Origin of the sequence: uncultured Nostoc sp. (assembly GCF_937863485.1) — a bacterium.
Taxonomy (GTDB): domain Bacteria; phylum Cyanobacteriota; class Cyanobacteriia; order Cyanobacteriales; family Nostocaceae; genus Nostoc.
In genome coordinates, this window is record NZ_CALMFY010000199.1 from 1 (window position 1) to 21,785 (window position 21,785).

Genomic DNA, 21,785 nt, shown 5'->3' on the forward strand with positions numbered 1-21,785 from the left:
CTCGGAACTTCGACCTTTGACCTCGGAACTTCGACCTTTGAACTTGGAACTTCGACCTTTGAACTCAAAACTCCGACCTTTGACCTCAAAACCTCAACCTCAGAACTCGAAATGTCGAGATTATAACTTGGAAACTCAGGCTTAGAACATAGAACACAGCACTTTGACCTATGAATATTCAATATAAATTTGATCAACCAGTACTTTTACAACAGACTTCTAGTTGGTCACGAGCGATCGCCTGGACTATTGTTGGAGTTAGCACCTTCACAGTAATTTGGGCCTCAGTGTTTCAAATTGAAGAATCAATTCATGCTACGGGCAAGCTAGAACCACAGGGTGCAGTGAAAGAAATTCAAGCACCAATTAATGGTGTGGTTAAGGAGATTTTAGTCAAAGATGGTCAGCGAGTCAAAAAAGGTGAAACACTCGTTAGCCTAGAAAAAACTGCTTCTGAGGCAGAGCTAACTTCATTAAAACAAAGTCGCGCTGCTCAGTTGTTTGCCAAACAGGCGCTAGAGCAAGAAAATGACTTTTACCACCGTCAGCTTCAAGGGAAAATATCACTACAAGAAGTGGCACAGCAAACTGCTCTGTTGAAAATTAAACCAGAACTAGCTTTGTTGACCAAAAGCCGAGCAGCCATTATTGCCGAAAACCAGTTGTACCGCACACAGTTAAATGGTGCGACTGCTGGAAATCCTCTCACAAGCGAGCAACAGTTACGCTTGCAAAATCGCCAAATAGAATTAAAATCACGTTTAGCCACAGCTAATTTAGAAACGGGACAGACGCAACAGCAATTTTTCCAGACTCAAGCGCAGTTAGCTAGTGCAAAAGAGTTGCTGACAATAAATCAACAAATTCTCCATAAGTTTGAACCTCTAGCGCAGCAGGGGGCAATTTCCCAAGTACAATACTTGAAACAGCAACAGGATGTCAGCACCAAACAATCTGAAGTGATCCGATTGAATAGTGAACAGCAGCGATTACAATTAGCGATCGCCCAATCAAATGAAAAATTCCGCAATACTGCGGCACTGTCTCAAGAAGACTTACTAGCCAAAATTACAGATAATGATAAAAAAATTGCCGAAATTGATAGCCAATTAACCAAGGTAATTGTAGATAATCAGAAACGCATCTATGAAATTAATGGTCAGATTGGTGAAATTGATAGTAAGTTAATTCAAGCCCAACAAACCCTGAAATATCAGAAAATTACTGCACCTGGAGATGGAACTGTCTTTGAACTCAAAGCCAAAACAGCAGGATTTGTAGTTAATTCCAGCGAACCAATTTTGAAACTCGTTCCCAGTGATAACTTGGTTGCTAAGGTATACATCACCAACCGCGACATCGGCTTTGTCAAAGAAGGGCAACAAGTGGATGTGAGAATTGATTCCTTTCCCTTCCAAGAGTATGGCGATATCAAAGGCGAACTAGTTGAAATTGGCTCTGATGCCTTACCTCCAGACCAAGTTTATAATTTCTGGCGTTTTTCCGCAAAAGTCCGTCTACATGGGCAGAAGTTACTGATTAATCAGCGTCAAATTCCATTGCAATCAGGGATGTCCATTAATGCTAATGTGAAATTACGTCACCGCACCATTATGAGTATCTTCACTGATTTCTTAGTGCAAAAGACTGAAAGCTTAAAATCCCTCCGTTGAACAAAATCGTTTTTCACAGCAGTTTTCAAGCGTGAAACCCAGCATCTCATAAATATCCCATAAGTATGTGCGATCGCCTATTTCTGAAGGGCCTGTTGAAAAGTCTTGATCGCCTCTACGTGATTCACCATATTGATGCAACGTAACAACAAATCTAGATCGATTCCTTTCACCTCTTCACTACTAGAAATTTTTTCATAGTGAAGTGTATTGCCTTCTCCCCGCAGATGATAGACTTCTAACACACCATCTTCCCAAAACCACACTTCCTTGATCTTCAACCGCTTGTATGCGTCCAGTTTGTTGATGCCACCACTGGAAAACACTACCTCGATCGCCAAATCGGGTAGCATCCGACCAGGAGCAAGTTTATAAGATTCATCCGCCTCTCGCTTGACAGCGACTGTTTCACTTTCCAGAGTCATTGAGCCAGTTGGAGTAAAGTCGAACCCTGCCATGAGCAGGTAAAGCTCCAATAATGCAGCAATCCTCTTTTTAACGGTTTCGTGGGGTTCTCCAGGCATTCGTCGGATCTCCAGAATTCCATCCACAAAAGAGAGCCGATATCCTGGACGGTCTAACAATTGCTCAACTGCTTTGAACTCTCTCCAGGTCATTCCCTCAAACAGAAGAGGTGATTCTTTTTTTGGTGTTGCTATGGTTGCTGGGGTCATTTGAGTCTCCAGTTTTTTTCCAGATTAGAAATAATCAGGTTTGGAGGGCGATCGGGCGATCGTTTCATTATTCTACTTACATTGAGAGATACGATCGCGATCAAAAGTGCTTGTTTTAGAGCCGTAGTCACATAGGTTAGCACAGTGTTGAGCGCTTAAAGCCTTGACAAAACTGGGGTTTTACTCAGCACGGGTTAAACGCCCCGCTACTGCTAACAGCACTCAGCACTTTGCTATATCCTCACATTTATAGCTTCCGGCCAACCATATACCACAAACCCACGGCATAGCGGATGTAATTGAGTTCTGTAAAACCTGCTTTTGCAAACTCGTACTCGAAGTTGAAATGGATAAAGTCATCCAACCACGGTTCTTGAAAAGAAGCGCTCAGGGCGTATTCACCCCGATAGGTGTCAGCGTATAGTACCCAACCTCCAGGTTTGGTGATCCGGTACATCTCCTTAAGAATCTTAGGTGTCCACTCTTTAGGCGTCTCGTGCAAGAGTAGTGATGACGTGACAAGATCAAAGGAGTTGTCAGGGTAGCCAGTGTGACGAGCGTCCACCTGCTCAAACTCAGCCCGCTCATTAAATCCAACCTTATTAAACTTGTGCTGACTAATCACCAGCATGTAAGGCGAAACATCAGTAATGCGAAAAGTGGCCTGGGGAAACCGCTGTGCCAGGGCCAGCGCTCCACCAGCCGTACCTGCACCAAGCTCTAGCACTGTCTCAATTTGAGCGTCTTCAGGAATTAGTTCAGCCATTTTCTCGCGCAACTGCTGGCAACTAACATTGTGGCTAAGGGGAATAATCGCATCCATAGCAGCATCCCAACCTAAGCACGATTCAGGGTTGGTGTAGGAATCGCTTACACCATGAATGGGAACGTGGATGTAGTCAGGGTAATATTCATGGTCGGTACGGTAGCCTTTGAGTTCCTCTGCCCAATTAATTGAGGCATATTCCTGCATTACTGAGGGCATCGCTGCGGTAATGCGTTGAATCACCTCGGTTCGATACGCTTGTTTTTCCTGTGCAGTCCATCTCGGCATAAATGAATATCTCCTACTTACACTCGTTGCTGGCGTTTCTCGACTCCAACCTGAGAACGAGAAAAAACTGCAAATACAATATAGTCTAGCCTTAATTTGGATGAGATCCATAGTCTGCTTGGCAGACTGTTAATCGTGAAGATGGTGCCACGTATAAGTTGCCTGTTATTGTGTTCAGCTTGGAAATGTCAAAATTTCAAGTTACTCTGCGATCGCTTTCATCTGTTGTAGGAATAGAGGCTTGGCAAAGTCCGAAAACAGTGATTGCTGCCTGCCAATAGCGATCAAGCTATTCCAGAGGTTGAAACAGCCCGCCCAGAGAAGGAACACTTATTAAAATAGTCAGCATCTAAGCAGAAGTTGAGCGTTTGCCGTAATATACCCTACTTAAGATTTACTTTATACATAGCCTCTAAGTCCTAATTTTTTGACATTCGCAGGACTTACGCAAAATAATCAAAAAACGAACCGCAAAGGACGCATAGACACGAAGTGGCTTCCCGCAGGGTAGGACACAAAGGAATAAGAGTTTCAGAGAGTTATGCGTAAGTCCTAATTCGCTTATATCTGAGAATGGCAGATGGAAATGAAGTTAACTGTTTAAATTTAAGTAAATAACCAAAAAAGTCTGAAAAATTCCGCTAAAGTCTTATTTAAAACAAACTTTATGCTTTTTACAAATGAATATAGAAGAAGCACTAGCAATTTTAGATACATTTCTTGAACATGGCTTAAGTGATATTCAGGAAATAGTATTTCGTAAAGCTTGGGAAGGACAAACTTATCCAGATATCGCCGAAAGCTGTGGTTATGATGCCAATTATATAAAAGATGTTGGTTCTAAGTTATGGAAGTTACTTTCACAGGCTTTCGGGGAGGAGGTGACAAAAAGTAATTTTCGCTCAGTATTGAGACGGCGATGCCGCCGGCAGGCTTTGCCTACGCAAAATAGCGTTTTGTCAGAAAAATTACAAAGTGTACCAGCAGTCTTGAAACAGTCTCAGCAAACAATCACAGCGAAAGATGGGATATCAGCGTCTTCTTTGGTAATAGAAAAGCAAGAGGAGAGAAAAACCCCAGTTTTTAATCCCGACTTGTTAGAAAATCCTGGTGGCTCAGTGCCGCTCAATTCCTTTTTTTACATAGAGCGTCCGCCAATTGAAGAACGCACCTATGCCGAAATCAATAAACCTGGAAGCCTAATCAGAATCAAAGCCCCCAGCAAAATGGGAAAAACATCCCTAATGCACAGAATTCTTACTCATGCTAAACAGACTGGGGTACACACCTTACAGATCGGTTTACAGAGAGCAGATAGTCAAGTTTTCACTAGCTTGGAAAAATTCTTACGATGGTTTTGTGCTAACGTCAGTCGGCAGTTGAACCTAGAGATCAGACTGGATGATTATTGGGATGAAGATATTGGCAGTAAAGTTAGTTGCACATTGTATTTACAGGAGTATTTGCTGGAGAAAATCGACGCTCCGGTAGTTTTAGCTTTGGATGAAGTGAATCGGATTTTCGAGTATCCAGAAATCTCTAGCGACTTTCTCCCGCTACTGCGCTCCTGGTATGAAGATGCTTCCGAATTAGAAATCTGGCAAAAACTCCGACTAGTAGTAGTTCATGCCACTGAAGCTTATATCCCCTTAGATATTAATCAATCCCCTTTCAATGTGGGACTACCGATTAAGTTACCAGAGTTTAGTTTAGAGCAGATGCAGGAATTGGCAGTGCGTCATGGATTGGATTGGGCCAAAGGTGAGAAAGGATTGCAAAAGCTGGCTCCTTTACTAGCGATGATTGGTGGTCATCCCTATCTAGCTCGTCTGGCTCTTTATAACCTGGGACATCAAGCAGTAACCCTAGAGCAGCTACTAAAAGAGGCTCCCACAATTGCCGGCATCTATAGCAACTATTTACGGCATCATCTCGCAAATCTCCAAGAACATCCAGAACTCGCGACAGCACTCAAACGGGTAGTTACCTCTCCAACAAGTGTGCAATTAGAAGCGATCGCTGCCTATAAATTAGAAAGTATGGGTCTGGTAAAACTTGAAGGAAATCAGGCAGTGTCTAGCTGTGAGTTATATCAGCTATATTTCCGAGAGCAATTAACCTAAACGTTATGAATAAGTATGAATATCAAATTGGCGGCAGTCTCAAAGTCGATGCTCCTAGCTATGTTGAACGGCAGGCTGACTTTGAACTTTATAATGCTCTAATTAGAGGTGAATTTTGTTATGTATTTAGTTCCCGACAGATGGGTAAGTCTAGCTTGCGGTTACAAACAAGGCATCGATTAGAACAAGCAGGCTACAGTTGTGCTTCTATCGATATGACTCGGATTGGCAACGGCAACATTACGCCTGCTCAGTGGTATAAGGGCATAGTGGTTGACTTATTAAGGAGCTTTAATCTCTTTAGCAAAGTTAATTTAAAAGTCTGGTGGTCGGAGCGAGAAGATTTATCTGCATTACAGCGATTGAGCCAATTTGTTGAAGACATTTTGTTAGTTGAACTCAAAACTGAAAAAATATTTATTTTTATTGATGAAATTGATAGCGTTTTAGGTCTTAATTTCCCTGTAGTCGATTTTTTTACCCTAATTCGCTCATGTTACAATCAACGAGCAGAAAATCCAGAATATAACCGCCTAACTTGGGCACTCTTCGGAGTAGCAACGCCTTCCGATTTGATTACTGATCGCAACTGTACCCCATTTAATATAGGTAAATCTATTGAACTGCACGGCTTTAACTTATCGGAAGTTCAGCCATTAGCAGCAGGCTTAGAAAAAAAAGTAGCTAATCCGATAGCAGTTATCAAAGAAATTTTGGCTTGGACAAATGGTCAGCCATTTCTCACTCAAAAACTCTGTCAAATAGTGGTACAAGAAAGAAACTCTGGAAGCAAGGATATTCAAGAGCAGAGATGTCTAGAAGTTGATGAACGTTATAAATTGGATAACCATTTACCGATTATTAATCAACATCTTATAAATTTTTATTACCAATTTCCATTGTTAATTTTAGAAAAACTAGTGCAAACGCATATTATAGAGAAATGGGAAGCGAAAGATGATCCAGAGCATTTAAAAACAATCCGCGATCGCTTGCTAAGAAATGAGCAGCGTGCTGGAGGTTTGCTGGGACTGTACCAGCAAGTTTTACAAGGGATTCAGATAGCTTGTGATGATGGAGAGGAGCAAATAGAACTACTGTTGTCGGGGTTGGTGACTAAGCAGCAAGGACAACTAGTAGTAAAGAACCGCATTTATGAAGAGGTTTTCAACCAAACTTGGGTAGAAAAACAATTAGCAAAATTGCGACCCTACTCCCAAGTATTGAATGCTTGGGTAGCCTCAGAACACCGTGATAATTCACGACTATTGCGCGGGAGAGCCTTACTTGAAGCTCTAGCTTGGTCACAAGGCAAAAGCTTGAGTGATTTGGATTATCAGTTTTTAGCAGCTAGCCAAGAATTTGATCGGCGACAAGTTGAGACATGGCTAGAAGCAGAACGAACTAAAGAAGTTAAAGCTAGACTACTTCAAGAGCAAAAAGCAGCTAGATTTCAAAGATTATTTTTTATCGGCGCATTCGGTTGGGCATTGATAGTTGTTTTAGGATTGGGTATGGTAACTTTCGAGTATAAAAAGCACTGCCCAGGTATCTCAAAGCAATTACTAGATCAACTATGGACTAAACGCAATATTAGTAAGTAGTAAGATATAGCAATCCTGAATCATTTCTTGGCTCCCCAACCTACACTGGTTTTGGTTTTTGGCTTTAACCCAAGCGTATTGGATTGCGATAGTAGGCACTAGTACATAAATATTGCTGATCTTTGAACTCTAGATAACTAAAAGTTATTTTTACATGTAGATTTCGACCATCTTGAGTTCGGTGAATAGATTCAAAGCTAGAAGAATCTTTTTCTCTAAGTTCTTGCCATTGTGAGTGCCAAGTTTTTGCAGGAAAATTTGGATCAATATCGTGAACAGTCATGGTCAGCAATTGTTCGCGAGAATAACCTAAAATATGGCAAGCTGCTTCATTTACATAAACAAACTGGGCATTCAAATTTACAAAAAAAATGGGATCTTTAAACCTGTCTAAATAAAATTGGCTTAACCGCAGTGCTGATTCTGCTTTTTGGCGATCGCTAATTTCCTGTTGCAAGAGTACATTTTGCTCAGTAAGTTGCTTTTGTAGCTTTCGGATAGTCAAGTTATTTTCTACACGGGCAAAAACCTCTTCTTCACTAAAAGGTTTGGTAATATAATCCACCCCCCCGACTGCAAAAGCTTTAACTTTGTCAAATACTTCATCTAAAGCGCTGATAAAAATCACTGGAATATCGCGGGTTTTCTCCGAAGCTTTCAAGTGTTGACAGACTTCATAGCCATTCATTTCTGGCATCATGATATCAAGCAAAATTAAATCTGGCGGCGCAGCTTGTGCTGTTTTCAAAGCTGTTGATCCATTAATCACTCTCCGAATTTCATACCCAACCTGAGTTAGCATGGCAGATAAAAGTCGTAAATTGTCGGGTGTATCATCTACAACAAGAATATTTGCTTTTGGTAGCTGAACTTGATTGTTATCCATATTTATTAGAACTGATTTATAAAACTAAATATTAATAAGTATCAAAAATAAGAAGCTATTATCTGAATATTGTCAGCCATCTACTTGAGAAGATTTACTGGGAGCATTTGCTGGTTACTCAAGTGTAGACTTTTTGATATCTTCTACCACTTCTTGTACCTCTGGTAAAATTTTTTCTGCATCCTCTGTTACTTTTTTTAGATCTGATGCATTACTTCTTACTAAATTATTTGCTTGCTCAATATATTCTCGAATATTTTCTAAACTTTGCTGAACTTCTCCAATTTTTACTGCATTTTGCTGAACATCTTCTCCAATTTTTACTGCACTTTTTTGTAGACCCAAGCTTCCTCCAACCCGTTCGACTATATCATTATCCAAGCGTTCACTAAAACCGACTAGAAATGCAATTGAAAAGTAAAAATAATATATAGGAGCCGGATTATCCTGTAATGTTTGATTTGAGGTATTACTTTGTTTTGAGGTATTACTTTGTATGGAAGGAAAATTTATAATGCCGGAGCTAAGGAGTGCAAAAACGAAGATGCCAAATGCTGTCCCAATCAAGGGCTTGACAAAGCCAACTACAATAGGAGTAACTGAGCCTACGTATTCGTCTCTGTATTTATAGTCTTGCAGTCGAATTAAGATACTAACTATACTACCAAAAGCTCCAGATAAGGCAACCATGACAACTAACGGATGATCCTTATTGAAATGAATTTTTATAGATAATTGTTGCTTTCTATTTTCGTTACTTTCAGGTAAATTCTTACTGGGATTTGCAGTAAGTGTAGGGCTAGGACTTGATACTCCAGAAGTAGCATCTACTTTGTTTGCTAAATAATTCACAATCCCAAAGGAAACTGGAATTGCAATCATATATACTGGTATTGCCATTGCCAGACCAAAAAGAACTTTAGTTGGTGTAGGCAATTCTCGAATAGAACGCTTGAAAAGATTACCTATCCAACCCAAGGGCTTTTTGGTGTTCAAAAAATACTCAATGCTATATCTGATATTTTTTGCTAAAGTTATTTTTTCTGTCTTCTTCATTATCAGAAAAGACAAAGCTAAATTAACTGCATAAACCTTTGATTGGAGAGCGATACATTCAGCCAGACTCTGACGTTTGCTTGTTTGAATTACTGAAATATATTCTCCAAAGCGTTGTAATAAAACAATTTGTTTTGCAAGTTCATCTTGAATCTGCTCATTTCTTAAATCTAATTCTGCTAGTTGTAGTTGATTATCTACCTTGAGAATTAGGTCATTAATATCTTGTTGTAGCTTATTAAGAAGATTGTGGGATTGTTCATAGCTATGTTTATTAATCATCAATTTACTCTCTTTTTTTTAGCAATTATGTAATTAATCCACATCAATTAAGTTTAGTATTTATTCAGTTCAAAAACTTGACTTTGATAAAAAGTTATAGCCTTAACCAAGTGTATTGATTTATATTGCCACGGTATGACTTATCCTCAATCTTTTAAAGATTCACTTTATAAATCATTTCTTATGGTTGTGTTAAATCAATAACTTTATCAATCCGAAAGTTATTAACCCAATCAGACAGAGTGTTTGCCAAAAGAGCAGATTCTTCAGGAATTTGCTCAAGCAAGCTGAAAATCAGCTTTTCATCAGTACACAGTGCCGCTTGGTGTAGCTGTGTCACCCATTCAGTGGGCATCTGAGCCAGCATCTCTTCTAATGATAAAAGTTTCAGGTCTGAATTTTCGGCAAATTCATCTTTTTGAAGGGGTTCTTGTTCATATACATAACGCACCCCCAAATATTTAGACATCATATTCAAGATTACTTCCTCTCGGAAAGGCTTACGCACAAAATCGTTACAGCCTGTCGATAGAACTATAAAGCGTTCTTCGTCAAAAGCACTAGCAGTTAGAGCAATGATCACAGTAGCTTGACCCTTTAAATGCGCTTTGATTTGTTTAGTGGCTTCATAGCCATCCATCACCGGCATCCGCATATCCATCCAAATCAGGTGCGGTTCCCAGGTTTCCCAAAGGGCTACCCCTTCTTGACCATTTTCAGCTTGACGCACCTCGAAGCCAAAGGATACCAGCATCCTGACTAAGAGTTGGCGATTTTCCCATTTATCTTCAACTACTAAGATTCGGTATTTTGGTTGATTCGGCTCTAAACCAATTACTCGTCGTTTTAACTGTTGAATCGGAGCTTCAGCTACTTCTGCTAGGCTAATCTGGAGATCAAAAGAAAAAATCGTTCCTTGATCTAAAGTACTGCTAACAGTAATATTTCCTCCCATTAGATGTACAAATTGTTGGCTAATGGTTAGACCCAAACCTGTACCTTGCTGAGATTTTCGACCCGCTTTTGTTTGGACAAAGGGCTTAAACAACTTTTCAATTTCACTAGGTTCAATGCCAGGGCCGGTGTCTTCGACTTCAAAATGAAGCCAGAAGAATGAGGGCTGGGAATTTTTTCTTGCTTGTGCCCCTTCTTGCTGCTGTAGTTTACTTTCTTCCTTTATCCTAACTCGCAAACTAGCGCCGCCTTCTTGAGTAAATTTAATAGCATTACCAAGGAGGTTTATTAAGACTTGACGCAATTTACTTTCATCTGTATACACATATTTAGGAACTTCAGGTCTTCGTTCAAACATCAACTGTAAACCTTTAGATTCCGCTTTTATTTGAAACATCTCTTCAAGTGAATCGAGTAGAGTGTACAAGTCAAAGCTGTTGTTGTTCAGTGTTGTTAAACCCGCCTCAATTTTAGACATTGACAACACATCATTAATCAAAGTCAGCAAATGCTCTCCACTGCGACTAATAATTTCTAAATGTTCCAACTGAGAATAATTCATAGAAGAATCGCGGGTCATTAGCTGAGTAAAACCAAGGATGCTATTAAGAGGAGTACGGAGTTCGTGACTCATGTTTGCAAGAAATTCGCTTTTGGCACGGTTGGCAGTTTCGGCTTCTTTAGCTTTTATCTCTAATCTATGGCTGTAATTCTCTAACTGTTCGCCAGAGATTTTTAACTGCCGCGTTAGCCAAGACACTCCAATCAATAGAAATCCCATTGATAATAATCCCACTAACATAATCGTCCCTGCCAATCGGCGAGCCGAGGCAAAGGCTTCTTCCTGGTTCATTTCTACTATTAAGGCAAGGTCTTGGTCATTGAGCCAGTGATATACGCCAATTACTAGCACTCCGGCATAGTTTGGATAAAGTCCTTGGTCACTAATTCCACTCATTGCTGCATCAATACCTTGGCTGCTAACTCCTTTAGAAAAGTCCGGTGTTTTACCTTTCTCTTTAGAAATAAAAGCATTTTTGGTTACTAAAGAACCAACCAAATAAGTTTCACCACTATTACCTAAGCCTGTACGTTCTCGGACAATCTGATCTATTCGGTCTAAATTTAAATCAGCTAAGAGAACACCTTGGCGTACCTTGGCTGCATCACGTAGAGGTGTTGCAAAAGTAACTGATGGCTTGCGAGTAATCGGTGAGACATAGAAAATGGGGGCAAAGGAATCTCCTGCCTGAATCTGTTCAATATAGGTGATGTTAGCCGAAATTTCATATTGACCTTCACGCTGCTTGTTAGTAGATAAAATAACCCGATTACTCCGATCAATAATATAAATTTCTCCAAGACTTGGCTTGATTTTAGCCATATTTGCAAGATAATCTGAGAGAACTTTGTAAGCGTTACGATAATTTGCATCGGAGGCTTTAGAATTTAAAAGGATTTGAAAATTATTTTGTCCATCTTGAAACTGAGTGAGTAGGAGAAAATCTCGTTGTTGGTCTTCAAACCAACGGGTAATTTCTTCCTCTTTAAGAGTGGCAGCAGCACTGAGTTTTTCAAAAGCAGCTTGCTTCAATGCGTCCCTCGCATTGATAAAAGCAAATCCTCCCACTACACCTACAGTTACCAAGGATAGGAATAAGAAGGAACTGGCAACTTTAGTAGTTAAGTGCTGATTCCATAACTTCATATATTTCTTCTTTTAACAAAGTTTGGGGGTTTTATTCCCCTGCTTGTTGTAGCTTTATTTAATATAAATAATTATTAATTACCATTGAGCAAAAATTTGTTTTATCTGCTTAATTGCCTCATTAGTTGCTTGCTCTGGAGAAATTTTATCTTCAATTATGCGATTAAGAGCTTTTCCCCAGATATTCTCCTCTAAAACTACGCTGTATGCTGGGTTTTGCACATAAGAAAACAGCCGCGTTGAACCCTCTGTCACAGTCTTAACCGCAGTTGAAACGTGTGGGTCGGTTGGGTCTTTCCAATATGGGTCTTGCCAAAGTGTCTTTATAATTGGTAAATTACAGCCTCCAGCAGCTTTAAGATACTTATCTATCACTTGTGATTGAATAAGATATGCAAGAAAATCCAAAGCTTTTTTCTGTTGCTTGGAATCAGCAAACAAAACTGCTTGCCTAAGTGTGAGTATATAACGCATCGGCTTGCCGTTCGGTTTGTTGGGAAATTTTAAGATGCCAAGCCTATGACGATAGGTGTTGGGATCTTGGCGGACAGAGCAAGGAATTGAGAGTGTGTTGTTAGGAGTCATCACTACCAAACGGTTGAGCAAGCTGCGATTATTATCTGGATTTAACCAATTAAGTGCATCTGGTGGCACATAACCTTGTTGATAAAATTTGGTATACCAGTCTAAGACCTGGACAATTTTTTGTCTGACCTTTTGGTCATCGATCAGGAGTTTACCCTTGGAGTCAAGAATTTGCACATCGTATGCTTCTAAAATATGCTCAAAAAAGATATAGGTATCAGAAGCTCCAGTAGAGAAAGGAAAACCTAACCCATAAATATCCTGTTTTTGCTGTTTCGCCCGGAGATTATTCTGCACTTGTTTCCAAAACTCCCAAAAACCATCCCAATCTTTGGGGATATCCCTTTCAGTGCGACCTATTTGCTCTAGCAAGTCGCGCCAATAAAAAATGTGAACAGTTGACTGATTAATTGGAACTGCATAGTAGCTTCGCTTTTTTGTAGCATTATTATAATAATTAACAGCTTGTAGGGCATACTCAGGATAAAGATTCTTGACTGGCTCAATTACATTCGTAACATCCGCCAGTTTTCCTTCCCAAGCCAAATGCGGATTCAACACTCTCTCTGCACCGGAACTCATCATGATATCAGGTGGATTACCCACCTGAATGAACCTACGCGCTTTCTGCGGTAACTCATCGCCGATATAAAAGGAAAGCTTGACTTTATTACCAGTTTGTTTTTCCCAGTTGCTCACCAACTGCTGGATTGCTTCATCCTCATCGACAGTAAATCCTTTATCCCACCAAATTTTTAAAACTGTGTTGTCAGTAGAGGAATGGGTTGCTGAAGATTGTTTTAATTTAGAGATGTTAGTACAAGCAATAATTATCAAGCTGAGTGTCAATATGATCAACACATATTTGCGATAATGGTGATATTGTGGCTGATTCTGAGAGCTTTTAGCAATTTGATTAGCTTTTGTTTTAAATGTCATGTTTGTAAAAGCTCACTGCCATTGGTCAAAAATTTGCTTAATCCGTGCGATCGCCTGATCGGCTGCTTGCTCTGGGGAAATTTGCTCTACAACAATTCGATTCAGAGCCTTCCCCCAGACATTATCTTTCAAAACTAGGCTATAGGCTGGGTTTTGGACAATATAAAATGGGCGCGTTGAACCTTTGATTAATGTTTTAGCAGCAGTTGAAATGTGTGGATCGGCTGGGTTTGTCCAAAAAGGGTCTTTCCAATTTGGCGTCATTACTGGTAGATACCGACCTCCAGCAGCTTTAATGTAGTTTCCTATCGTTGATGGTTGAATTAAGTACCTGAAAAATTCCTTGGCTGTCTTCTGGTTTTCAGACTCAGCAAACAAAATTGCGGCATTAACTGCGACTAAGTAACGCATTGGCTGGCCATTAGGTTTGTTGGGAAACGGTATAGTGCCAAGCTGATGACGATAAATCTCAGGATTTTGGCGCACAGCCGCCGGAATTGAAAGAGTGGTGTTGGGTGTCATCACCACAGCGTGGTTGAGCAAGCTGCGGTTATTATCTGGATTTAACCAATTGACTGCATCCGGTGGAACGTAGTTTTGCTGGTAGAATTTGCTATACCAATCTAAGCTTTTAACAATTGAGCCTCGCAGGTTGGGGTCATCAAGACGAAGTTGACCTTTAGAGTCTAAAATTTGAACATTGTATGCTTCTAAAATCTGCTCAAATATGTAGTATGTATCCGCAGAAGCAACAGAGTAAGGAAAACCTAAGCCGTAAATTTTTGGTTTTTGATTCTGTTTTGGCTGTGCTTGTAAGTCATCTTGCACTTGTTTCCAGAATTCCCAAAAAGCATCCCAATCTTTAGGAATATCTTTTTGACTCCGACCGACTTGCTTTAATAAATCGCGCCAATAGTGGATATGAATTGTTAACTGATTAATTGGGACTGCGTAATAACTACGACTTTTAGCAACGTTATTATAAAAATGAACAGCTTCTACTACAGTATCAGAATAAAGACTTTTGACTGGCTCAAGAACATCTGAAACATCTGCCAGTTTACCATCCCACGCTAGATGCGGTATCAACTCCCTTTCAGCACTGCTACTCATTACGATGTCAGGCTGATTATGCGCTTGAAGTGCCCTGTTAGTCTTCTCAGATAGTTCATCGTTAGTGTAAAAAGTCAGCTTGACTTTTTTACCACTTTGTTTTTCCCAGTTGCTAATCAGCAACTTGAGCGCTTCATCCTCTTCTAAATTAGAACCTTTATCCCACCAAATCCTTAAATCTGTACTTTGACTGGATAACTTATTGACTGAGGAAGGGGATGATTGATATGTGTTGGTGCAAGCAACAATTATCAAGCAGAGGATCAATGCCATGAGTGCATAGCGACGGTTGGTTTGTCTTGGCACTATGGTAAAAGCTTCCTTAGCTCTCTGCTGATTCTTAAAGACTTTAGTAATTTGACTGGCTTTTTTTTTGGATACCACACTTATAGAGCTTATATTTTAACTGTGTAGATATACCCAATTTAATGCCTTTTGTCGCTAACTTGAAACCTAACTGCCATTGCCACTGGTAAGTTATGTCTGGTGCATCTATAGGACTTACCTATAAAAGATCCCCCAACCCCCTTAAAAAGGAGGCTTTAAGAGTTCCCTCTTTTTTAAGAGGGGATCTAGGTTTCAGGTTTTCAGTGCGTAGTGGAGTAACTGCCGTCCCCAACAAGCTGAAGCTGAAGTTGGGGAATCCTGGGCGCGACCTGTTGAATCAGCAAAATGCCTGTTTGCTTTCTCATTTCGGTAGATTTAGTAAGCATTTTGCTTGAATGCTTTCTCAAAATGCCTGATTGCTTTGTCATTTCGGTAGATTCAGCAAGCATTTTGCTTGATTGCTTTCTCATTTCGGTAGATTCAGCAAGCAAACAGGTATCTTGCTTTCTCAAAATGCTTGAATGCTTTCTCATTTCAGTAGATTCAGCAAGCAAACGGGCACTTTGGTTTCTCAAAACGCTTGATTGCTTTCTCATTTAAGTAGTTCACGCATTCATTTTCATATTTTCCGCATTTTTATGCTTCGGGCTGAAATTTTTTCTTTGGGATTGTCTCCTACCTTATCCCATTGATACTTCTCTTTTAACTTGGTACACCTCATTGCAAAAAGCGATCAGAAATGCAAATTGCGATCGCATTAGATGCACAACACCATTAACAATTTAAAATTCAAAATTCAAAATTTTCCGCGCAGCGTCATGTTGGCGCAGCCTCTCGTAGAGAAGTGAAGAGAGTTTCAGGCTTTTATTTAAACCCAGACAGAAACTGAGCGCAGTCTGAGCCACTCCGCTTTCGAGCCAATACAGTTCGCTTAAACTCTAAGCAGTATTAAGTATTGAAAACAAGAGCGTTTCTAATTTGACTCTCGCCCCCTTGTGTCTCAAATTTTTGGACGGAAATTTAGGCAGCACAACTCTTCAACTTCTTTCACCACACTAGCGTGTTGTTGTAGTAGGGAAGTCTTTTGAAAGAACTATGTCTTGCACTAACAGATCAGTAATTTTTTTTATCTGTACTTGAGTGAATAGCTTTGTTAAAATCCCGCAGCAAGTCTTCTTCCGCATCCCGCTCTTGCTTGAGTTCTCGAATCATTTCCTGACTCGAACCAATCACCAAACCAGCAACTGCACCGACAATCGCATATTTTTGATCCAAGTCTTTATACATTTGACTTGTGTAGGGACAAGGAAATAAATCAGCAGCAATAAAACCAATTCCTGCACCCACAAATGCTGTCACAAAGCCAGAGAAAGCGATTAGTCTAACATTCATTTACTTTCCTCCAAAGCTTATAACTTTGCTAAATTATTAGAAGATACTCTACATTGTCTCAGCAGCTCCCAAAGTTGTAACTTAATCTTTACCTCTTGTAATAGAAGGCAGAATGGGGAAATGAGGAGGATGAAGATAATAACTCTTAACTGCCAACTCCCTATTCCCTTTTTCAATTACTCGAATCATTAGGTCTGTTATCATCAGCATTTTGCTTCACGATTACAGATGAATGTTGATGAGTGTTCGTCGTTCGCGTTAGCGTCTTTGAAGGAGAAGACGTTGGCGTTGGCGTAAAGCCTGCGGCATAGCTACGCTTAGGGCGCAGCCTCTCGTAGAGAAGCCTCTCGTTCGCGTAGCGTCTCCCCTTCTCCCAAAGGGAGAGGCTAACGCCTGCCGTAGGATGCCCAAAGGGCTGTAGGGAAAAGAGAAGGCATCGCTGTTGAGATTGTTAGGGGTGAGGTACTTGTACTCCACCTTAGACTTTGGAATAGTTACAGGGGTACAAAACTAAGACATCTGTGGAAAGCTTATAATTCTATGGAATTATAAGCTGACCCGTGTTTTGTGTGTTTAGCTGAAAAGTGGTTAACTTCGTAAAGCCAACACAACCAAAGGAGTAACCCCAATGAGAGAATACCAAGACTTCATAGTAAACGCTTCTAAATTGATTGAGCACGACCCTGACGCTAACTGGCTATTTCGCTACATTGGTGATGGACTCACCGAGCACGGATTCAGCACTAAGATGTCTGAAACTTATGCTGCACTTGTCATCGGGCAAGAGTTCTTCAATCCCAGTGAAACTGATTTTACCTCTTATATCAGCAACGTCCGGTCAGCGTTCCCACAGGTAAGTCCTGAAGGTCACGACACACTGCTAGAAGTGACTAGTAAATATGTTCAAGACTACTATCACCCACAAGTAGACACACAAGAACTGTAGTCAGCAGAAAGCCGCTTGAGAGTAGCGGCTTTCAAGCTCAACTGCTTACATATAGGGCAATACAGCCATTTTTGTCCTCACCCTCTTGCCAACACCTACCCATCCACGCTTCTAATAAAACTAGTCTGATTGCAAAGCTGTTTACATTGAGGCATTGTTGGGATTACAGCCTGTTGTAGTCGGATGATAGCAGGGTTTATTACTTAAAAGCGATCGCTCTTAAACTCACTGAATGTCGCCACCTGCTTGATCGGATTTTGGGGACTTCTCCCTAATCTAGGTCAAGCAATTCTTACTAATCTGGATTCAAATCGTTGTAGGGTAATAACTGGACTTTAGAGAATGTTTGAAAAGTATAAAATGTCATGCCCAACGGAGCGCTAGCGTAGTGAAGCATCTCACAATTTAACGGAAAATTGGGATTCTCCACTTCGTTACGTTCCGAATGACGAATTATACCTTTCATCGACTTTTCAAACATTCTTTTAGACTAAATGGAGAATGACCAAGAAAAAAAAGGGACTAAAAATATTAAAGACTTTCTGAAATTTGACCCATTTAGGTTAGCAAAGATTCTAATTCAAGCTAAAAGACCATTAGCAGATGCAGCAGTAAATACAACTCGATTTGTATTACTAGAGGTTTTTAAATCAACAGGTTTACCGATAGAAACGGGTTCAGCACGTAAAACACAAGTTTAATCGGAGCAAATAGAATTTATAAAAATTCCACTGGCTGGACGTTGCAACTGTTGGCGCTTTTACTCCAACTCTAAATATAAATGTATCGTTTGCTGTAGATTCACTTACTCCAAACTGGATGCCAAGAAGTTGAAATGTGGTCAGATGCCTGAGATAAACCAAGGTTAAAATTATTTGTTCTTTTATTGCTCTCTACGCCAGGGAGGTTCTAGTGAATTTTGAATTGTTTACTATAATTTCCCCTTAGGAATTGACCCTTCAATTCCCTCAACATACCAATCCATCGCCAGTTGTCCCTGATCATCCAACACCTTACCCGTTGGCACTCGCACCACCCCTTTTTGGTCTTTCACCGGGCCCTCAAAAGGATGTGCAGTACCCTGAATAAACTGATCGCGCTTCGCATTCACTAATTGTTGCACGTCCGCCGGAATCGCCTGATTCATTGGGGAAATATCCACCATTCCTTCACCAATGCCATCCCAAACTTCTTGCGACTTCCAAGTATTAGTCATTACAGCCAAGGCTTTATCTGTATAGAATTTGCCCCATTTGTTAATAGCTGATGTCAGGTGGGCTTTTTGACCAAACTTACTCATATCAGTGTTGTAGCCAAAAGCATAAATGCCTTTTTCCTCAGCCAATTGGATAACGGCACTAGAGTCAGTATGCTGCGTTAGTACATCCGCACCTAAATTGACTAAAGCTTGAGCCGCTTCTCTTTCTTTAGCTGGATCGTACCAACTTTGTACCCAAAGTACCTTAACTTTTGCTTGAGGATTTGTTAGCCGCACTCCTTGAGTGAATGCACTGATTCCCCGAATTACTTCTGGAATTGGGTATGCGCCAACAAAACCAACTACATTCGATTTTGTCATTTTGCCAGCAATCATGCCGATTAAGTAACGCGGTTGTTCAAAACGTCCCAGATAAGTGCCGACATTGGCAGCACGTTTGTATCCTGTACAGTGTTCAAAGACAACATCACCAAAGTCCCTGGCAACTTTAATTGTTGGGTTCATGTACCCGAAGGAAGTTGTAAAAATCAACTTGTTACCATCTAATGCTAGTTGGCGAATCACGCTTTGGGCGTCAGCACCTTCGTTGACATTTTCGACAAAGGTAGTTTTTACCTTATCGTTAAGGTTGGCTTCCATGTCTCTGCGACCTAAATCATGGGCATAAGTCCAGCCAAAATCACCCACAGACCCCATATAAACAAATCCCACCTTGAGAGGTTCATTTACCGCCACAGGCGACGCTGAGGGAGACACCTCACCCTGCGATTTGGAATTTTTGCCTTGAACACAACTCGTTAAGGCAAAGCTAGATCCTGCTAAAGTGACATACTTTAGAAAATTCCGACGATCCATATTTTATCGATGGGGTTTAGTTGCTGAAAAAGATTTTTCTGATTTCTAGTAACGACAGATACTCTATTTAGTTAATTTTAGCTCTTGTTTTTTGCCATCAACTTACTGACAAAAGAAAGCAAATAATGGTTGAATTGGGCATGGGGCATGGGGAATGTGGACAAGGAGGATAAGGGGGACAAGGAAAGAGTTTCTTTGCCAATGCCCAGTCCCTTTTACTAACAAGTCCCACAAGAGGATGCGGTTTACTGGAGGTTTTTAATGAACTTATTTGAGCTTTTAGCAGGGGAAGACAATCATTCAGCCCTAGTTACACCTGGGGGGCGATCGCTAACCTATAAGCAATTGCGCGAGAATGTTGTTGGACTAGTATTCCAACTCAACAGCTTTGGATTGAAACGGGGCGATCGCATTGCCATTGCCATGACTAATGGTTCACCAATGGCTATTACCTTTTTGGCTGCCGCCCTGTGTGGTACTGCTGCACCCTTGAATCCCAAATACAAGCAAGAAGAATTTGCCTTCTACTACGAAGATACCCAGGCAAATGCACTGATTACTTTGTCTGAGGGGCCAGAAGCAGCCATTGCCGCTGTCATACCCAACATGATGCTGATTAATGCCAAGGTAAACACTGACGGCACATTGAGCTTTGAATTAGTCAAAACAGGCTTAGAACCAGCAGAATCCTCGAATCCCGTAGCCCCCAACGCCGATGATCTGGCGATGATTCTCCATACTAGCGGCACCACCAGTCGTCCCAAGCGTGTGCCGATTCGTCATCGCAACTTAATCGCCTCAGCCGGCAACATCATTGCTGCTTACTCACTCACAGCAGCTGACACTACACTTTGCCTAATGCCCCTGTTCCACATTCACGGATTGGTGGGCTGTTTGCTGGCAACCCTGGCATCGGGCGGTACACTAATTTGTCCCAATGGTTTTAATGCCCTAGAGTTTTGGAAACTGGTAGATACCTACAAACCTAGCTGGTACTCCGCAGCGCCAACCATGCACCAGACAATTTTGGCCCGCGCTAGCCGCAACACAGAAATTGTCAAAGCTAATCGCTTTCGTTTCATTCGCTCTAGTAGCGCTTCTTTGCCCCCGATTATCATTGAACAGCTAGAGGCAACTCTCAATGCTCCCGTGGTGGAATCTTACAGCATGACTGAAGCATCTCACTTAATGACCACCAACCCCCTACCGCCAAAAGTTCGCAAACCAGGTACTGTAGGTTATGGCTTCGGTGTGGAAGTCGGCATTATGGACTCTGAAGGCAATCTGCTATCTCAAGGAAGCTTGGGCGAGGTGGTGGTAAAAGCACCCAATGTCATAGATGGCTATGAAAACAACCCCCAAGCCAACGCCACAGCTTTTGTAAACGGTTGGTTCCGCACAGGGGATCAGGGCACACTGGATGCAGACGGCTACCTCCGCTTGACTGGACGCATTAAAGAATTGATTAACCGGGGTGGGGAAAAAATTTCTCCCTTAGAAGTGGATGATGTCTTGCTGCGCCATCCTGCCGTCGCCGAAGCCTTGGCCTTTGCCGTCCCTCACAAATCTTTAGGAGAAGATATCCACGCCGCTGTTGTTCTCAAGGCAGAAGCTGGCGAAAAAGAACTTTTAGCCTACTGTTCAACCATGCTGGCAGACTTCAAAGTTCCCAAACAAGTTCACATTTTGGATCAACTACCTCGTGGTGCTACCGGGAAACTGCAACGGTTGGCTATGGCGAAATTACTTAACATCGGGCAGTAGTGAGATGAGCAATCATTTGTTACATCTACGACTAGCTTCGGTCAATGGACGCCTGCGGAACATTAGGTCGGCTTGCCGATACTTCATTGTGTCACCGGGAAACCCAATCCCCTTGTGGGTTGGGAAGGATAGGTGCGCTTGCTGATGGGGTTCAATGCCCCGGATCTTGCACTAATCTTTGCAACTTAAATCTAAAGGCACGAAGTCTGCTGTCGGGCAGACAGAGACGTTTCAGAAAAGACTGTGACCATATGCTGAGTAAGCGATTGGCTCGGTCTGTTCAGTCCGGTGCAACCTTGGTTTTTGAAGACCTTAGGAACATTCTTAGTAGAGCAAAGATACGAAAGACTCAACGGCGCTGATTGCATGGATGGAGTTTTGCCCAGTTCCAAGCATTTGTTACCTACAAAGCCAAAGCCAGGGGTATGAATGTTGGGTTTGTTAACCGAGGCTACACGTCTCAAAAATATAGCCAATATGGACATATTCAGTAAGGGAATCGCCCGTCTCAGTCTAAGTTTTGGTACAAGAGGTGTGGGTTTGAGTGTCACACTGACTACAACACTGCGATGAATATTCGTGAGGACTTTCTAAAACTTAGGACTGCGGTCAATCAGCCTACTGTGGTCTG

Annotated in this window: 15 protein-coding genes and 2 pseudogenes; 6 read left to right on the forward strand and 11 right to left on the reverse strand. The window is 41.2% G+C overall.

Going from position 1 to position 21,785, the window contains the following annotated elements; genetic code table 11:
* Window positions 1-170 precede the first annotated feature (170 nt).
* Window positions 171-1,673 carry an HlyD family efflux transporter periplasmic adaptor subunit gene (locus Q0541_RS27380; RefSeq protein ID WP_298918637.1) on the forward strand — a complete coding sequence of 501 codons (1,503 nt, stop codon included), beginning with the start codon at window positions 171-173 and terminating at the stop codon, window positions 1,671-1,673.
* A gap of 77 nt (window positions 1,674-1,750) precedes the next feature.
* On the opposite strand, the gene Q0541_RS27385 is transcribed toward Q0541_RS27380, so the two are convergent.
* Together Q0541_RS27385 and Q0541_RS27390 are read right to left on the reverse strand one after the other, a co-directional pair.
* Window positions 1,751-2,347 carry a Uma2 family endonuclease gene (locus Q0541_RS27385; RefSeq protein WP_298918640.1) on the reverse strand — a complete coding sequence of 199 codons (597 nt, stop codon included), beginning with the start codon at window positions 2,345-2,347 and terminating at the stop codon, window positions 1,751-1,753.
* A 247-nt stretch (window positions 2,348-2,594) separates the two neighbouring features.
* Window positions 2,595-3,401 (reverse strand): class I SAM-dependent methyltransferase, encoded by an 807-nt coding sequence (locus tag Q0541_RS27390; protein ID WP_298918643.1) that lies wholly within the window; start codon window positions 3,399-3,401, stop codon window positions 2,595-2,597.
* A gap of 680 nt (window positions 3,402-4,081) precedes the next feature.
* Between Q0541_RS27390 and Q0541_RS27395 the strand changes: the two genes are divergently transcribed.
* Window positions 4,082-5,524: an AAA-like domain-containing protein gene (locus Q0541_RS27395; protein WP_298918646.1), complete on the forward strand. Its 1,443-nt coding sequence runs from the start codon at window positions 4,082-4,084 to the stop codon at window positions 5,522-5,524.
* A 5-nt stretch (window positions 5,525-5,529) separates the two neighbouring features.
* The gene (locus Q0541_RS27400) at window positions 5,530-7,128 is read left to right on the forward strand and encodes an AAA-like domain-containing protein (protein ID WP_298918648.1); all 1,599 of its coding nucleotides are present in this window, start codon (window positions 5,530-5,532) and stop codon (window positions 7,126-7,128) included.
* Window positions 7,129-7,192: 64 nt separating this feature from the next.
* Here Q0541_RS27400 and Q0541_RS27405 read toward each other — a convergent pair whose 3' ends face one another.
* The 7 genes from Q0541_RS27405 to Q0541_RS27435 all read right to left on the reverse strand — a co-directional run bounded on the left by Q0541_RS27405 (window position 7,193) and on the right by Q0541_RS27435 (window position 16,370).
* Entirely contained in the window at window positions 7,193-8,014 is an 822-nt protein-coding gene (locus Q0541_RS27405) for a response regulator (RefSeq protein ID WP_298918651.1), read from the reverse strand.
* A 114-nt stretch (window positions 8,015-8,128) separates the two neighbouring features.
* Entirely contained in the window at window positions 8,129-9,352 is a 1,224-nt protein-coding gene (locus Q0541_RS27410; RefSeq protein WP_298918653.1) for a hypothetical protein, read from the reverse strand.
* Window positions 9,353-9,533: 181 nt separating this feature from the next.
* Entirely contained in the window at window positions 9,534-12,014 is a 2,481-nt protein-coding gene (locus tag Q0541_RS27415; RefSeq protein ID WP_298918656.1) for a hybrid sensor histidine kinase/response regulator, read from the reverse strand.
* 78 nt (window positions 12,015-12,092) lie between these two features.
* Window positions 12,093-13,538: an ABC transporter substrate-binding protein gene (locus tag Q0541_RS27420; RefSeq protein ID WP_298918659.1), complete on the reverse strand. Its 1,446-nt coding sequence runs from the start codon at window positions 13,536-13,538 to the stop codon at window positions 12,093-12,095.
* A 12-nt stretch (window positions 13,539-13,550) separates the two neighbouring features.
* Window positions 13,551-15,035 (reverse strand): ABC transporter substrate-binding protein, encoded by a 1,485-nt coding sequence (locus Q0541_RS27425; protein ID WP_298918662.1) that lies wholly within the window; start codon window positions 15,033-15,035, stop codon window positions 13,551-13,553.
* A gap of 203 nt (window positions 15,036-15,238) precedes the next feature.
* Window positions 15,239-15,574 carry a hypothetical protein gene (locus Q0541_RS27430; RefSeq protein WP_298918665.1) on the reverse strand — a complete coding sequence of 112 codons (336 nt, stop codon included), beginning with the start codon at window positions 15,572-15,574 and terminating at the stop codon, window positions 15,239-15,241.
* 517 nt (window positions 15,575-16,091) lie between these two features.
* Complete coding sequence (locus tag Q0541_RS27435) at window positions 16,092-16,370, reverse strand: hypothetical protein (protein ID WP_298918668.1); 279 nt, start codon at window positions 16,368-16,370, stop codon at window positions 16,092-16,094.
* 628 nt (window positions 16,371-16,998) lie between these two features.
* On the opposite strand from Q0541_RS27435, the gene Q0541_RS27440 reads away from it, so the two are divergent.
* The gene (locus tag Q0541_RS27440) at window positions 16,999-17,316 is read left to right on the forward strand and encodes a hypothetical protein (RefSeq protein ID WP_298918671.1); all 318 of its coding nucleotides are present in this window, start codon (window positions 16,999-17,001) and stop codon (window positions 17,314-17,316) included.
* A gap of 512 nt (window positions 17,317-17,828) precedes the next feature.
* A pseudogene (locus Q0541_RS27445) lies at window positions 17,829-18,036 on the forward strand (HNH endonuclease); the annotation flags it as partial.
* A gap of 71 nt (window positions 18,037-18,107) precedes the next feature.
* Here Q0541_RS27445 and Q0541_RS27450 read toward each other — a convergent pair.
* Both Q0541_RS27450 and Q0541_RS27455 read right to left on the reverse strand, forming a co-directional pair.
* Window positions 18,108-18,203: pseudogene (locus Q0541_RS27450) on the reverse strand (transposase family protein); the annotation flags it as partial.
* 44 nt (window positions 18,204-18,247) lie between these two features.
* Window positions 18,248-19,390: a BMP family ABC transporter substrate-binding protein gene (locus tag Q0541_RS27455; RefSeq protein WP_298918673.1), complete on the reverse strand. Its 1,143-nt coding sequence runs from the start codon at window positions 19,388-19,390 to the stop codon at window positions 18,248-18,250.
* Between the two features lie 261 nt (window positions 19,391-19,651).
* On the opposite strand from Q0541_RS27455, the gene Q0541_RS27460 reads away from it, so the two are divergent.
* Entirely contained in the window at window positions 19,652-21,154 is a 1,503-nt protein-coding gene (locus Q0541_RS27460; RefSeq protein ID WP_298918676.1) for an acyl--CoA ligase, read from the forward strand.
* The last annotated feature ends 631 nt before the right edge of the window (window positions 21,155-21,785 follow it).

Bases quoted from the DNA above. Each gene is read 5' to 3' on its own strand.
- Q0541_RS27440 (WP_298918671.1), top strand. From the start codon at position 16,999: ATGAGAGAATACCAAGACTTCATAGTAAACGCTTCTAAATTGATTGAG.
- Q0541_RS27420 (WP_298918659.1), bottom strand. From the start codon at position 13,538: ATGACATTTAAAACAAAAGCTAATCAAATTGCTAAAAGCTCTCAGAAT.
- Q0541_RS27385 (WP_298918640.1), bottom strand. From the start codon at position 2,347: ATGACCCCAGCAACCATAGCAACACCAAAAAAAGAATCACCTCTTCTG.
- Q0541_RS27435 (WP_298918668.1), bottom strand. From the start codon at position 16,370: ATGAATGTTAGACTAATCGCTTTCTCTGGCTTTGTGACAGCATTTGTG.
- Q0541_RS27390 (WP_298918643.1), bottom strand. From the start codon at position 3,401: ATGCCGAGATGGACTGCACAGGAAAAACAAGCGTATCGAACCGAGGTG.
- Q0541_RS27455 (WP_298918673.1), bottom strand. From the start codon at position 19,390: ATGGATCGTCGGAATTTTCTAAAGTATGTCACTTTAGCAGGATCTAGC.
- Q0541_RS27410 (WP_298918653.1), bottom strand. From the start codon at position 9,352: ATGATTAATAAACATAGCTATGAACAATCCCACAATCTTCTTAATAAG.
- Q0541_RS27460 (WP_298918676.1), top strand. From the start codon at position 19,652: ATGAACTTATTTGAGCTTTTAGCAGGGGAAGACAATCATTCAGCCCTA.
- Q0541_RS27380 (WP_298918637.1), top strand. From the start codon at position 171: ATGAATATTCAATATAAATTTGATCAACCAGTACTTTTACAACAGACT.
- Q0541_RS27430 (WP_298918665.1), bottom strand. From the start codon at position 15,574: ATGAGAAAGCAATCAAGCGTTTTGAGAAACCAAAGTGCCCGTTTGCTT.
- Q0541_RS27400 (WP_298918648.1), top strand. From the start codon at position 5,530: ATGAATAAGTATGAATATCAAATTGGCGGCAGTCTCAAAGTCGATGCT.
- Q0541_RS27405 (WP_298918651.1), bottom strand. From the start codon at position 8,014: ATGGATAACAATCAAGTTCAGCTACCAAAAGCAAATATTCTTGTTGTA.
- Q0541_RS27415 (WP_298918656.1), bottom strand. From the start codon at position 12,014: ATGAAGTTATGGAATCAGCACTTAACTACTAAAGTTGCCAGTTCCTTC.
- Q0541_RS27395 (WP_298918646.1), top strand. From the start codon at position 4,082: ATGAATATAGAAGAAGCACTAGCAATTTTAGATACATTTCTTGAACAT.